This is a genomic window from Streptomyces sp. NPDC056479 (assembly GCF_042795335.1).
Lineage (GTDB): Bacteria > Actinomycetota > Actinomycetes > Streptomycetales > Streptomycetaceae > Streptomyces.
Window position 1 is genome coordinate 625,056 of sequence record NZ_JBHTRZ010000004.1, and the last position, 13,113, is coordinate 638,168.

General features: G+C 69.2%; 10 protein-coding genes and 2 tRNA genes. 4 read left to right on the forward strand and 8 right to left on the reverse strand.

The features are described 5' to 3' along the window. Window positions 1-88 precede the first annotated feature (88 nt). Both tig and ACFQ6S_RS19330 read right to left on the reverse strand, forming a co-directional pair. The gene (gene tig, locus ACFQ6S_RS19325) at window positions 89-1,483 is read right to left on the reverse strand and encodes a trigger factor (RefSeq protein ID WP_383410751.1); all 1,395 of its coding nucleotides are present in this window, start codon (window positions 1,481-1,483) and stop codon (window positions 89-91) included. A 211-nt stretch (window positions 1,484-1,694) separates the two neighbouring features. Continuing rightward, window positions 1,695-1,771 (reverse strand) — tRNA-Pro (locus ACFQ6S_RS19330). Between the two features lie 131 nt (window positions 1,772-1,902). Here ACFQ6S_RS19330 and ACFQ6S_RS19335 point away from each other — a divergent pair. Then, a tRNA-Gly gene (locus ACFQ6S_RS19335) sits at window positions 1,903-1,973 on the forward strand. Between the two features lie 78 nt (window positions 1,974-2,051). Here the strand turns inward: ACFQ6S_RS19335 and ACFQ6S_RS19340 are convergent. Together ACFQ6S_RS19340 and ACFQ6S_RS19345 are read right to left on the reverse strand one after the other, a co-directional pair. Continuing rightward, a complete protein-coding gene (locus ACFQ6S_RS19340) occupies window positions 2,052-4,199 on the reverse strand; it encodes a PQQ-binding-like beta-propeller repeat protein (RefSeq protein WP_383410754.1) in 2,148 nt (715 codons plus the stop codon). A gap of 90 nt (window positions 4,200-4,289) precedes the next feature. Beyond that, a complete protein-coding gene (locus tag ACFQ6S_RS19345; RefSeq protein ID WP_030044846.1) occupies window positions 4,290-4,484 on the reverse strand; it encodes a hypothetical protein in 195 nt (64 codons plus the stop codon). Between the two features lie 540 nt (window positions 4,485-5,024). On the opposite strand from ACFQ6S_RS19345, the gene ACFQ6S_RS19350 reads away from it, so the two are divergent. After that, window positions 5,025-6,227 carry an acyltransferase family protein gene (locus tag ACFQ6S_RS19350; protein WP_383410757.1) on the forward strand — a complete coding sequence of 401 codons (1,203 nt, stop codon included), beginning with the start codon at window positions 5,025-5,027 and terminating at the stop codon, window positions 6,225-6,227. A gap of 31 nt (window positions 6,228-6,258) precedes the next feature. Here the strand turns inward: ACFQ6S_RS19350 and ACFQ6S_RS19355 are convergent, their stop codons facing one another. Together ACFQ6S_RS19355 and ACFQ6S_RS19360 are read right to left on the reverse strand one after the other, a co-directional pair. Further along, window positions 6,259-6,783: an HD domain-containing protein gene (locus tag ACFQ6S_RS19355; protein ID WP_383410760.1), complete on the reverse strand. Its 525-nt coding sequence runs from the start codon at window positions 6,781-6,783 to the stop codon at window positions 6,259-6,261. A 508-nt stretch (window positions 6,784-7,291) separates the two neighbouring features. Further along, window positions 7,292-8,470, reverse strand: coding sequence for a PP2C family protein-serine/threonine phosphatase (locus ACFQ6S_RS19360; protein WP_383410763.1), 1,179 nt, complete (start codon window positions 8,468-8,470; stop codon window positions 7,292-7,294). Between the two features lie 162 nt (window positions 8,471-8,632). Here ACFQ6S_RS19360 and ACFQ6S_RS19365 point away from each other — a divergent pair, with 162 nt between their 5' ends. After that, window positions 8,633-9,889: a GNAT family N-acetyltransferase gene (locus tag ACFQ6S_RS19365; RefSeq protein ID WP_383410765.1), complete on the forward strand. Its 1,257-nt coding sequence runs from the start codon at window positions 8,633-8,635 to the stop codon at window positions 9,887-9,889. 43 nt (window positions 9,890-9,932) lie between these two features. Here the strand turns inward: ACFQ6S_RS19365 and ACFQ6S_RS19370 are convergent, their stop codons facing one another. Together ACFQ6S_RS19370 and ACFQ6S_RS19375 are read right to left on the reverse strand one after the other, a co-directional pair. Further along, the gene (locus ACFQ6S_RS19370; protein WP_383410768.1) at window positions 9,933-10,742 is read right to left on the reverse strand and encodes an Fpg/Nei family DNA glycosylase; all 810 of its coding nucleotides are present in this window, start codon (window positions 10,740-10,742) and stop codon (window positions 9,933-9,935) included. Between the two features lie 191 nt (window positions 10,743-10,933). Continuing rightward, complete coding sequence (locus ACFQ6S_RS19375) at window positions 10,934-11,419, reverse strand: ribose-5-phosphate isomerase (RefSeq protein ID WP_383410771.1); 486 nt, start codon at window positions 11,417-11,419, stop codon at window positions 10,934-10,936. 217 nt (window positions 11,420-11,636) lie between these two features. On the opposite strand from ACFQ6S_RS19375, the gene ACFQ6S_RS19380 reads away from it, so the two are divergent. Beyond that, window positions 11,637-13,103, forward strand: a complete 1,467-nt coding sequence (locus ACFQ6S_RS19380; protein ID WP_383410774.1) for an amino acid permease — start codon at window positions 11,637-11,639, stop codon at window positions 13,101-13,103. Window positions 13,104-13,113 lie beyond the last annotated feature (10 nt).

The following is a 13,113-nucleotide window of genomic DNA, read 5'->3' on the forward strand; positions in this document are numbered from 1 at the left end:
ACCGGCGCTCCCGCAGCCGTACGGCAGAAGGGCCCCGGGGAATTCGCATCCCCGGGGCCCTCCCTACGCGCTATTCGGTGCCGTGGGCTCAGCCCTCGGTCTTCTCCTCGGCGGCCTCGTCGGCGGTGCCCTCGGCGGCCTCGACCGTCTCGGTGGCCTGCTCGACCTCGTCCTCGTCGTCCAGGTCGATGACCTCGCCGTTGGTGTCCTTGACGACGGCCTTCTCGACCACGACGGCCAGGGCCTTGCCGCGGGCGACCTCGCCGACCAGGAGCGGAACCTGGCCGCCCTCGACGACCGCCTGGGCGAACTGGTCGGGCGACATGCCGGAGGAAGCGGCGCGACGCATGAGGTGCTCGGTGAGCTCCTCCTGGTTGACGTTCAGCTTCTCCTGCTTGACGAGCTCGTCGAGGACGAACTGCGTCTTGATGCCCTTGACCGCGGCTTCCTCGGTCTCGGCGTCGAACTCCTCGACCGTTTTGCCCTGGATCTCGAGGTACTTCTCGAGGTCGAGACCCATCTGGCCGAGCTGGTGGTGCTCGAGGTTGTGCTTACGGGTGTTGATCTCGTCCTCGAGCAGCTTCTCGGGGACGGGCACCTCGACCAGCTCGAGCAGCTTCTCCAGGACGCGCTCCTGGGCCTGCGTGGCCTGGTCGTACTGCTTCATGTTCTCGAGGCGCTTGCGGCTGTCGGCCTTGAGCTCGTCCAGGGTGTCGAACTCGGAGGCGAGCTGCGCGAAGTCGTCGTCCAGCTCGGGCAGTTCGCGCGCGGCGACCTGGGTGACCTTGACGGTGACCTCGGCCTCCTTGCCGGCCGCCGAGCCGCCCTTGAGCTCGGAGGTGAAGGTGGCCTCGCCACCGGCCTCCACGCCCTTCACGGCGTCGTCGATGCCGTCCAGCAGCTCGCCGGAGCCGATCGTGTAGGAGACGCCGGAAGCGACGCCGTCCTCCAGGACCTCGCCCTCGACCTTGGCCTCCAGGTCGATGGTGACGACGTCGCCGTCCTCGGCGGCACGCTCGACCGGGGAGGTCGACGCGAAGCGCTCACGCAGGTCGGAGACGGCCTTCTCGACGTCCTCCTCGCTGACCTCGACGGCGTCGACCTCGACCTCGATGCCGGAGTAGTCCGGGATCTCGATCGTGGGACGGATGTCGACCTCGGCGGTGAAGTTCAGCGTCTCGCCGTCCTTCAGCTCGGTGATGTCGACCTCGGGCTGGCCCAGGACGTTGAGCTCGGCCTCGTTGACGGCCTCGGTGTAGAACTTCGGCAGCGCGTCGTTGACGGCCTCCTCCAGCACGGCGCCGCGGCCGAACCGCTGGTCGATGACGCGGGCCGGGATCTTGCCCTTACGGAAGCCCTTCACCGTGACCTGCTGGTTGATCTTCTTGTACGCCGCGTCGAGGCTGTCCTTGAGCTCCTCGAAGGGCACCTCGACAGTGAGCCGAACCCGAGTCGGGTTCAGGGTCTCCACGGCGCTCTTCACGGTTCGGTCTCCTTGTGGCTGACTTCTTGGTTTCTGCCGGAGCCAGACTGGTCCGGCGGATTCGCCGCCCGGAGGACTTCGTGACTTCTGTACGGAGAGACACACGGGCGTGCAGCTTGCATAGTAACGGCAGCGGCGACACGCCCTCAAAGGCGATCAAGGGACGCGATCACACGAGGTCGTCGCGCATCTGGCCGGTCTTCACCGGTCGTGGTCGGGGTGGCGGGATTTGAACCCACGGCCTTCCGCTCCCAAAGCGGACGCGCTACCAAGCTGCGCCACACCCCGTGCTGGTGCGACACGTAGGGTACATGCCCGCAGGCAGCGGGACCGCCGCATTTACGGGGTGTGCGACAAGGGGGGCCGACCCGCTACGATGCATCCTGTGCCGCGGTCATCTGACCTGCGGCGCGTCCTGTGCGGGCGTAGCTCAATGGTAGAGCCCTAGTCTTCCAAACTAGCTACGCGGGTTCGATTCCCGTCGCCCGCTCTGTACGGCTCAGGGCCAGGTCAGAGGTCACATCCTCGGCCTGGCCCTGATCGTTTTCCGGGGGTCGGGGGCGGCGGCTCACAGGTGGCGTACGTCCACCGTGTAGACGCAGCGGATGCCGTAGGGGACGTAGAGCGCGTCGCCGACGAGGACCAGGGGGGCGCCGACGCCGTTGGAGTCTGCCGTGCCGCCGTCGTCCCGGCCCTGGAGGGTGGCCTCGACCGTGCCGGTGCGCAGGTTCAGGGCTGCCAGGCGGCCGCTGGGGGACGCCAGGTAGAGGTGGGTCGCGGAGGCGGTCGGCGGGCCCGAGGACTCCACGGTGGAGTTGCTCTCCCAGAGCCGGCGTCCGCTGTCCGGGGCGAACGCGCGGACGCTGCCGCTGCGGAAGGTGAAGTAGAGCCTGCCGTTCAGCAGGGCGGGGGTCGCGATCTCGGGCTGGGGCTCGGACAGCCGTACGGTCGTCACGATGTGCGAGGTGGCGTTGATCAGGGTCAGGGTGCGGCGGGTACCGGAGGTGTTGAGCACCACCAGGCGTCCGTCGGCCTGTCCGAGGATGTCCTGGTCCTTCCCGACCGTCACGGACCAGCGGGGACGGCCGGTGGCCGGGTCGAGCTGGGCGATGCTCGTGCTGGTCACGTTCTCGCCGGTCCACTTCTGGCACACCAGGTACGCGTTCCGGGCGGCGCTGCGCAGCAGGCACATCCGATCGTCCGGGGCGGGCAGCGGGCGCTTCCAGCGGACCTTGCCGTCGTCGGCGTCCAGCAGGGCGTACTGCTGCCCCTTCGCGCCGTAGACGGCGACGACGCCCTCGGGGACGGCGATGGAGTAGCCCTGGTCGCTGTTGGGCTCCGTGGCCTCCTGGCTGTCGCCGGTGACCGTCTTCCAGATCACCTTGCCGGTGTCGGCGTCGAGCGCCTGGACCGTGTAGCGGTACGGGTTGAGGTCGCCGGCGGTCCGGTCGTCGGCGCCGTAGACGTATACGCGGCCGGCGCGGGCGCCGATGACCGTGCCCAGGTCGCCGCCGCCGAGGTCGTCCGCGGTGTCGTCGATGGGCCGGGCCCAGGTGTTGCGGCCGTCGGCGAGGGCGAAGCGGGTCGCCATGACGTCGTCCCCGGCACACACGAGGGAGCTGCCGGTGGCCGCGCAGCCGCTGAACGGGCCGTCGGCGCCGATCGGGTCCCGGTCGACGCTCGGGTCCTTCGACTTCTTGTGCCAGGCCTGCCATCCGGCGGGCAGCTCACCGTCGGCCGGGGTCGAGTCCGCGTTGACGGACAGGACCGTGAGGGTGGTCGCGGCGGTCAGGAGGAGGGCGCCCAGGGCGGAGACGAGAAGGAGGCGTTTTCGGCGTCTGCGGCGGGAGGCTTCGGGGGCGTCCGGGGTGTGGGCGGCCTCGGGGGTGGGGCGCGGGCCGGGGAGCACGCCGTCGCGCAGGAGGCGTATCAACTCGTCCGGCGAGGGGCGGGACTTGGGGTGTTTTTCCAGGCAGAGCTGGACGAAAGGGAGCAACTCGGACGGGATGCCGTCGAGTTCCGCGTCGCCGTCGACGACGCGTATGGCCGTCTCGTACGGGCTCGGGCTGTCGAAGGGGCCGCGACCGGTCGCGGCGTAGGCGACGACCGAGCCGAGGGAGAAGACATCGGCGGCGGGGCCCACGTCCTGCGGGGACGAGAACTGCTCCGGGGACATGAAGGGCGGCGTGCCCATCACCCGTCCGGTCTGGGTGAGGATGTCGGAGGCGGCGAACTCGGCGGCACGGGAGATGCCGAAGTCGATGACGCGGGGGCCGTCCTCGGCGAGCATGACATTGGCCGGTTTCAGATCACGGTGGACCATCCCGGCGCGGTGGATGTCGCGGATGGCCTCGGCGAGGCCGGCGGCGAGCTCACGCAGTTCCGGCAGCGGCAGGGGGCCGTGGCGGCGGACATGGGTGCCGAGGTCCGCGCCGCGGATGTAGAGCGTGGCCATCCAGGGGCGCGGCGCGTCGGCGTCCGCGTCCACGACGGGGGCGGTGAAGGCGCCGCTGACCTGACGGGCGGCGGCCACCTCGCGGCGGAAGCGGATGCGGAACTCGTCGTCGTCGGCGTACTGCGCGTGCACGACCTTGAGGGCGAGACGGCGGCCGGACGCGGAGCGGGCGAGGTACACGACGCCCATGCCGCCGGAGCCGAGACGGTCCTCGATCCGGTAGCCGCCGACCTCCGCCGGGTCCGTTTCGCGTAGCGCCATCCCGTACGTCCCCCGTCCGCATCGTCGTTCCATGACGTTCGACGATCACGAACGAGGGTATCCGTACCCCTCCGGGCGGCCCCGAGGACCCTAGAACTGGATCGAGTTGATGGTCTCGGCTATCGAGTTGAGGAACCTCTGGATGTCGTCGGCCATGCCGGTCGAGGCCAGGAAGAAGCCGAACAGCACGGCTACGACGGCGGGGCCGGCCTTCAGGGATCCGCCACGGATCAGCACCACCAAGATGATCGCCAACAGCAGTACCACTGACAGCGAAATGGCCACAACAGATCACACCCTCGGTCGGTCCGCTCTCCCGGCCCGGGGACGCAACCCAGCGCACCCCCGCCAGAACCATCGTGCCACCAACCGGGCCCCGCTATGCGGCACGTGACGTTTCGTTCGCCACACCTGTGCTGGATCTGTGCGGACCCTTGACGCGCGCCCACCTCTCGCGTTGGGCCCGTAAAGCATTTGGAGGAGGCGTCCGTACAGAGAATTCGAGGAGATCGTTTCCATCAGCACACAACATGTTCGCCGGTATTTCGAATTCACAGCACGGTGATCATTTCATCGACGTCACCTCCTGGCCATATGCACTACTTAGTCAGGATGAATCCGGACAATGAGGATGACCAACAGGTGTCTGCCAGGTGCATGTTCGTTGTACACGCGTCGTCGCAGGTAATAACCGCTAACGACCTCGGGGGTTTTACGAAATCCCACAGGCAACGCTAGGGTGCCTCAGATGTTCCACGCTGCCTCGTCCCCCGCATACGCAGCAAGGTCCTGGATCGACTTCCCCGGCTTCCGGCGGGAGGGTCTGTGACGGACTCGCTGCGACCGCACGGCAACAACAGAGCGCCGCTCCCCCCGACACAGCAGTCGGCGGACGGAGTGCCGAGTCCGCGCTCACCGCTGAACAAGAAGGCTCAGGGCAACGCCAGAGCCGCGTCCGGCGGTGCCGGCAAGCGCGACGCGTTCTTCGACAACGCCAAGTACCTGGCGATCGTGCTCGTCGCGATAGGACACGCCTGGGAGCCGATCAAGGGCGACAGCCGGATCCTGGAGGCCGTGTACACCGTGGTGTACAGCTTCCACATGCCGGCGTTCATCATCATCTCCGGCTTCTTCTCGCGCAGTTTCGACGCGAGCCCCAGCCGGATGAAGCGCCTGATCACCGGTGTCGCGGTGCCGTACATCGTCTTCGAGACGGCCTATCCGCTCTTCAAGCGCTGGATCGACGAGGACCCGGGCCAGGACATCAGCCTGCTGGACCCGTGGTACCTGACGTGGTTCCTGTGCGCGCTGTTCATCTGGCGGATGACCACGCCCATCTGGAAGATGGTGCGCTGGCCGCTGCCGATCGCGCTCGGCCTCGCCATGGCGGGGACGGTCACCCCGGAGATCGGCGACGACCTGGACCTCCAGCGGGTTCTTCAGTTCCTGCCGTACTTCGTGCTGGGCCTGATCATGAAGCCCGAGCACTTCCACATGGTGCGCACGCGTGCGGTGCGGATCGTGTCCGTGCCGGTGTTCGCGGTCGCGCTGGCCTTCGGGTGGTGGGCGGTGCCGCGGATGAACACCGCGTGGTTCTACCACCGGGACGCGGCGCAGGAGCTGGCCGCGCCGTGGTGGAGCGGGCCGGTGATGGTGCTGGCGATGTTCGGCTGCTCGCTGGTGCTGACGGCCTGCTTCTTCGCCTGGGTGCCGCGTCGGCACATGTGGTTCACGGCGCTCGGCGCGGGCACGCTGTACGGCTATCTGCTGCACGGCTTCGTGGTGAAGGCCGGTGACTACCAGGGCTGGTTCGAGCCGGCCTGGCTGCACCGGCCGCTCGGCGAGATCTTCGTCAGTGTCGTCGCGGCTGTCGGGGTCACGCTGCTGTGCACCTCGCCGGTGCAGCGGATGTTCCGGTTCGCGATGGAGCCGAAGATGGAGTGGGCGTTCAAGCGGGATGCTGCCGAGGTGGCTCGGGAGCGGGAGAAGCGTGAGGGTGTGGCGGCGCGCGAGAAGGTCAACGCCTGACGCATCGTCGAGGATTCACGCCGCCGGGGACTCAGTCTCCGGCGGCGTCTTCGTTTCTGGATCCGTCTGCGTCCGTGACTGCGCCTGCGTCCATGTCTGCGGACAGGCCGAGGAGTGCGTGCATGCGTGCGTACTTCTCGGTCAGTCGGTTCCGGGTCGGCTCGTCGAGGGCCGCGAGGCGTTTCGGGTCGGCGTTGTGGGCGAGGTCCGCCTGCTTCACCAGTAGGGCGCCGTCGGTGGCGAGGATGCGTTGTGCGTAGGCCTCGGGGGGCTCGCCGGGGTGCTTGGTGAGGGCGCGCACGATGTCTTTTGTACGGCGGCTCAGGGCGGCCTCTTCCAGCCACTGTTCGGAGAGTGCGTCGTCCTCTACGGCGTCGTGGAGCCAGGCTGCCGCGATCTGGTCGGCGTTGCCGTGGCGGGTGCGGACGCCTTCGGCTACGGCCGTGAGGTGTTCGGTGTAGGGGCGGCCGGCCTTGTCGGTCTGGTGGGCGTGGGCTGTGCGGGCGATGGCCTCTACTTCGGGCAGGGACAGGTGGTTGTGCGGCGTCTCGGTCACCGGTCCAGTGTCTCGCCCCCGCCGCCCCTACCCGTCCCGTCCTCCAGGGGCTCCGCCCCTTCGACCCCGGGCCCTTCTGGGGGCTGCCGCCCCCAGACCCCCGCTGTCGGCCCTGAACGGGCCTCGTCCTCAAACGCCGGACGGGCTGAAATACCTGGACCGGCGCCGAGAGGTCACGGCCTCAACGCGGGCCCGATCGCAAACGCCGGACGGGCTGGATTGTGCGGGCCGGCGCCTGGAGAGCGGACGCCCCAGCGGTGGGTGGGGGCTGGGGACGGCGCAGGCTCGGTCTCAGGCGCCGGACGGGCTGGAGGGCGCGGGCCCGGCGCCGGGAGGGGACGCGCCCTCAGCGGGTGGGTGGGGGCTGCGGACCGTGCGGACTCAGGAGTAGACGCCGGACGGGGTGGATGGTGCGGGTCAGCGTCTGGAGAGAAGGGCGGGAGGGCCGGATTGCGCGAGTCGGCGTCGGGCGGATCAGGTCGGGCTCAGGGACTGGGCTCTGGTCCGCTCAGCGCGTCGCCGTTGCCGTAGGGCCCTCTCGGCAGATCAGGAGTAGGGCTCGGTCGTCGTTGACGTCCTTTGCCACTGCCTCGATCAGGTGCCAGGCGGCGCCGTGGAAGCCGGCGGCGACGTAGCGGTCGGCTTCGCCTGTCAGGCGGTCTATGCCCTCGACGATGTCTCGGTCGGATGTCTCCACCAGGCCGTCCGTGAAGAGCATCAGGACGTCGCCGGGGCGGAGTGAGCCCTTCACGGGGTCGAACTGGGCGCCGTCGTAGACGCCCAGGAGGGGGCCCTCGGCGGCCTTCTCCTCCCAGCGGCCGCTGCCCGCGCTCAGCTGGAGGCCCGGCGGGTGGCCGGCCGAGTACAGCTCGTAGTCGCCCGAGTCCAGGTCCAGGACCAGATGGATCGAGGTCGCGAAGCCCTCGTCCCAGTCCTGGCGGAGGAGATAGCCGTTCGCCGCCGGGAGGAACGCGTGGGGCGGCAGGCTGCCCAGGAGGCCGCCGAAGGCTCCGGAGAGGAGCAGCGCGCGGGAGGCGGCGTCCATGCCTTTGCCGGACACGTCCGTGAGGACGACCTCCAGCGTGCGGCCGCCGTTCGTGCGGGCCGCCACCACGAAGTCGCCGGAGAAGGACTGACCGCCCGCCGGGCGCAGGGCCATCTCACGGTGCCAACCGTGCGGCAGCTGCGGCAGTTTGCTCTGCACCCGGATGCGTTCACGCAGGTCGAAGAGCATCGTGCCGCCGCGCCGCCAGGGCACGCCGACGCGGCTGCGGAACTGTGCGATCAGCAGACCGAAGAAGCCGCACGCCGCCACGACCAGGACCACGCCGGGGGTGACCCGGGACGGACCCTCCGTGTACGGCCCGAGTTGCACCGACTCCACGATCAGTCCCGTCGCCGCCGCCGCGTACAGGCCCAGCAGGCTCGCCGGGCGCAGCAGCAACCCGCCCGCGACGATCGGCAGCACCAGCGCGGCCGGTGAGAACCACACCGGGTTGGCCATCGTCAGGGCGCAGATCAGCGGCACGGTCAGGAGCAGGCCGGCCAGCGCGACCCAGTCCGAGCCGTCGCCGCGGAAGTAGTCCACGGCGCTTCTGCGCAGGCCGACGCGGACCCGGTGCCAGTGCATTTTCACCCGGGCCATGAACGTCTCGGCCGCCGTGCGCCGCTCTCGTCCTGCTGCCATTAGTTCGGGACCCTATCCATCGGACCAGCTGCTTGGCACGGGAGGTCCCACTTGTCCCCCGTCCGAGGTTCAACTTCACAGTGAACTTCACGGAAAGCGGTCTCGCCGCCGCCAATGGGAAATTCCCTCGCTCGTCCCGCAATGCCCTGGTAGGCATGGTTCATGGCGAAAGACAGTGCGCGCGAGGCCGGCGGTCCCGAGCTGCGGGCGTTGCGGCAGGACGAGTGGGACAACTGGTACGACACGCTCATCCGCGCCTTCGGTGGAGTCCCGGAAGCGGCCGAGGAGCGGGAGTTGTGGGACACGCTCATCGGGTTCGAGCGTTCCGTCGGCGCCTGGGACGGCGACACCTGCGTGGGCACGGCCGGCGCGTTCGACTTCCGGCTCACCGTGCCCGGCGGAGCTTCCGTGCCCGCCGCCGGCGTCACGATGGTCAGCGTGGCCGCCACGCACCGCCGGCGCGGGGTGCTGACGTCGATGATGCGCCGGCAGCTGGACGACGTGCGCGAGTGGGGCAGGCCGCTGGCGATCCTGACCGCCTCCGAGCCGGAGATCTACGGCCGGTTCGGTTACGGCATCGGCAGCTTCCAGGTGAGCGCCGAGATCGACACGACGCGCGTCTCACTGTCGGTGCCGCCCGGTACCGATGACGTAAGACTGCGCTACGCCGTGCCGGCCGACGTCATCGACGCGTGCGAGGCCGTGTACGCGCGCCGGGTGTCCGGCCGGCCGGGGATGCTCGCGCGGCTGCCCGGCTGGGAGCGGCTCGGGCTGCTCGACCCGGAGAGCGAGCGGGAGGGTGCGTCGCCGCTGCAGTGCGTGCTGGCGGAGCGGGACGGGGAGGTCGTGGGGTACGCGCGCTTCCACGTCAAGCCGGAGTGGGACGGCAGCGGGCCCAAGGGCTTCGTGCGGCTGCGGGACACCCACGCCCTCGATCCGGCGGCGGCCGCCGCGCTGTGGCGGTTCCTTTTCGACGTCGACCTGACGTCCACTGTGAAGACGTACGCGCGGCCGGTGGACGAGGCGTGGCAGTACCAGGTGTCCGACATCCGGCGGTGCGCGGTGCGGGTGCGGGACGCGCTGCATGTACGGCTGGTCGACGTGGGGGCGGCGCTCGAGGCGCGGACCTACCAGGCGCCGGTGGATGTGGTGTTCGACGTCGAGGACGCCTTCTGCCCCTGGAACTCGGGGCGTTGGCGGTTGAGCGGGGACACCAAGGGCGCGTCGTGCGAACGTACGACGGATGCGGCCGATCTCTCCCTGTCCGTACGGGAGTTGGGGGCGGCCTACCTGGGCGGGGTGAGCCTCGCGGCGCTGGGGACGGCGGGGCGGGTGCGCGAGGTGCGGCAGGGGGCGCTGGCGGAGGCGTCGGTGGGGTTTGCGTCTGTTGTGCCGCCGTGGTTGCCGCACGGATTTTGAGCCGGGATTCTGCGGCGCGGCTTCTGACCCGCGGTCGAAATCCTTATGGCGTCTGGCAGTTCGGGCACCAGAAGAGGTTGCGGGCGGCGAGGTCGGCGGTGCGGATCTCGCTGCCGCAGATGTGGCAGGGCAGGGTTGCCCTTCGGTAGACGTAGACCTCGCCGCCGTGGTCGTCGACGCGGGGTGGACGGCCCATCGCATCCGGGGTGTGTTCGGGGCGGACGGTGTCGATGCGGTTGTTGCGGACGCCCTCGTGCATGAGGTCCACGAGGTCTGTCCAGATGGCGTCCCACTGGGTGGGGGTGATGTCCTTGCCCGCGCGGTACGGGTCGATGCGGTGCCGGAAGAGGACCTCGGCGCGGTAGACGTTGCCCACGCCCGCGATCACCTTCTGGTCCATGAGCAGGGCGGCGATGGTCGTACGGCTGCGGGAGATCTTCCGGTACGCGGTGTGGGGGTCGGCGTCGTCGCGGAGGGGGTCGGGGCCGAGGCGGTCGTGGATCGCCTGCTTCTCCGGGTGGGTGATCAGGGCGCAGGTGGTGGGACCGCGGAGGTCCACGTACGACGTGGGGTCGGCGAGGCGGAGGCGGACGGTGTCCGTGGGCGGGGGTGCGGGGGCGGGGCCGAAGTTGACCTTGCCGAAGAGGCCGAGGTGGATGTGGATCCAGTCGGTGGCCCGGAACGCCAGGAAGAGGTGTTTGCCGTGGGCCTCGGTGTGGGTCAGTTCGGCGCCGTCGAGGAGGGCTGCGGCGTCGGAGAACTTGCCCTGGGGGCTGGTGACGCGAGGGCTCGTGCCGAGGAATGCGGAGGCGTAGTCCTGGGCCAGCCGGTGGATGGTGTGGCCCTCGGGCACGGTGGCTCCTTGTTCGTCTGCGGGTGGGGTGGGCGGCGCGTGGGGTTTTCGCCCCCGCCGCCCCTACCCGTCCCATCCCCCAGGGGCTCTGCCCCTTCGACCCCGGGTCGCTCCTGGGGGCTGCCGCCCCCAGACCCCCGCTGTCGGCCCTGAACGGGCCTCGCCCTCAACCGCCGGACGGGCTGAAATACCTACTGCTGCGGGTGGTGCGGCGGGATCGGGGGCAGATCGCCGGTCGTTTCGTAGGACGACAGCATGTCGATTCGGCGGATGTGGCGCTCGTCACCGGAGAACGGGGTGCCCAGGAAGGTCTCGACGAACTTGGTCGCCTCCTCCGTGGTGTGCATGCGCGAGCCCACCGCGACGACGTTGGCGTTGTTGTGCTGGCGGCCCAGCGACGCCGTCTCCTCGCTCCAGGCCAGCGCCGCGCGGACGCCCTTGACCTTGTTCGCGGCGATCTGCTCACCGTTGCCCGAGCCGCCGATCACGATGCCGAGGGCCTCGGGGTCCGCGGCCGTCTTCTCCGCCGCGCGGAGGCAGAAGGGCGGGTAGTCGTCCTGTGCGTCGTAGATGTGGGGACCGCAGTCGACCGGGTCGTGACCGGCCGCCTTGAGCCACTCGACGAGGTGGTTCTTGAGTTCGAAGCCCGCATGGTCCGAGCCGAGATACACGCGCATGGAACGAGTGTGACACGGCTGTTTCGGGGCAGCAGCGTCGGGTGCCGATCACGTCAATTGTGACTCGCACTATAGAAGCTCAAGGAAACCTCAAGTAACAATCCCGAATCAAAGGTTCCCGAATCCGTTCTCCTCCGATTCACTGGTCCGACTCGTACACCACACCGAATCCGCTCGTACGAGGACCGCTCCCACGGCGCAAAGGAAATCCGTTCCAATGACTTCGCAGCCGACCCAGAAGACGGCCCAACCGGCCGCCGGCGGCCACGGCCTACAGGCCGGGCTCAAGAACCGCCATCTGTCCATGATCGCCATCGGCGGCGTCATCGGCGCCGGACTCTTCGTCGGGTCCAGTTCCGGTATCGCCACCGCTGGACCCGGCATCCTCCTCTCCTACGCTCTCGTCGGCACGCTCGTGGTGCTGGTGATGCGCATGCTCGGTGAGATGTCGGCGGCCAACCCGACGTCCGGCTCGTTCTCCGCCCACGCCGACCGCGCGCTCGGCAGCTGGGCCGGGTTCTCCATCGGCTGGCTGTACTGGTTCTTCTGGGTGGTCGTGCTGGCGGTCGAGGCGACCGCCGGTGCGGTGATCCTGGAGGGCTGGATCCCGGCCGTCCCGCAGTGGGCCTGGGCCTTGATCGTGATGCTCGTGCTGACCGCCACCAACCTCGTCTCCGTCGGCTCGTACGGTGAGTTCGAGTTCTGGTTCGCCGGGATCAAGGTCGTCGCCATCGCCGCGTTCATCGTGATCGGCGGACTGGCCGTGTTCGGCGTGCTGCCGGGCGTGGACAGCGAGCAGGCAGGGTTGGCGAATCTGACGGACCACGGCGGATTCCTGCCGAACGGGGCAGGTGCGATTCTCACCGGTGTGCTGCTGGTCGTCTTCTCCTTCATGGGAAGCGAGATCGCCACCCTTGCCGCCGGTGAGTCCGAGAACCCGCAGCGGGCCGTCACCAAGGCGACCAACAGCATCATCTGGCGAGTCGCCGTCTTCTACCTCGGCTCGATCTTCGTCGTCGTCACCCTGCTCCCCTGGGACAGCAAGGCGATCGCCAAGGACGGCTCCTACGTCGCGGCGCTCGGTTCCCTCGGGATCCCGCACGCCGGTCAGATCATGAACTTCATCGTGCTGACCTCGGTGCTGTCCTGTCTCAACTCCGGCCTCTACACCGCCTCCCGCATGGCCTTCTCGCTCGGCCAGCGCGGGGACGCGCCGAAGGGCTTCGCCCGCACGACCTCCAACGGCGTGCCGCGCACGGCGATCCTCGCGTCCGTGGCGTTCGGCTTCGTGGCCGTGTTCTTCAACTACAAGTTCCCGGACTCCGTCTTCCTCTTCCTCGTCAACTCCTCCGGTGCGGTCGCGCTGTTCGTATGGCTGGCGATCTGCTTCTCGCAGCTGCGCATGCGCAAGATCATCCAGGCCGAGGCGCCGGAGAAGCTGGTCGTGAAGATGTGGCTGTACCCGTATCTGACCTGGGCGACGGCCGCGCTGATCGTGTTCGTCCTCGGCTACATGCTGACCGACACCGAGCACGACGGACGCAAGACCGTGCTGCTGTCGCTCCTCGTGGCCGCGCTGGTCCTGGTGACCGCGTTCGTGAAGCAGAAGGTCGGCCGCGGGCGGCCGGCAGGCGTCGAGGCGGCCGGCTCGGAAGCGGCTCGCGACGAGGTCAAGACCGGCTGAGGCCGTCGAC

Coding starts and splice junctions, on each gene's coding strand:
- ACFQ6S_RS19365 (WP_383410765.1), top strand. CDS start 8,633: ATGGCGAAAGACAGTGCGCGCGAGGCCGGCGGTCCCGAGCTGCGGGCG.
- ACFQ6S_RS19360 (WP_383410763.1), bottom strand. CDS start 8,470: ATGGCAGCAGGACGAGAGCGGCGCACGGCGGCCGAGACGTTCATGGCC.
- ACFQ6S_RS19380 (WP_383410774.1), top strand. CDS start 11,637: ATGACTTCGCAGCCGACCCAGAAGACGGCCCAACCGGCCGCCGGCGGC.
- ACFQ6S_RS19340 (WP_383410754.1), bottom strand. CDS start 4,199: ATGGCGCTACGCGAAACGGACCCGGCGGAGGTCGGCGGCTACCGGATC.
- ACFQ6S_RS19375 (WP_383410771.1), bottom strand. CDS start 11,419: ATGCGCGTGTATCTCGGCTCGGACCATGCGGGCTTCGAACTCAAGAAC.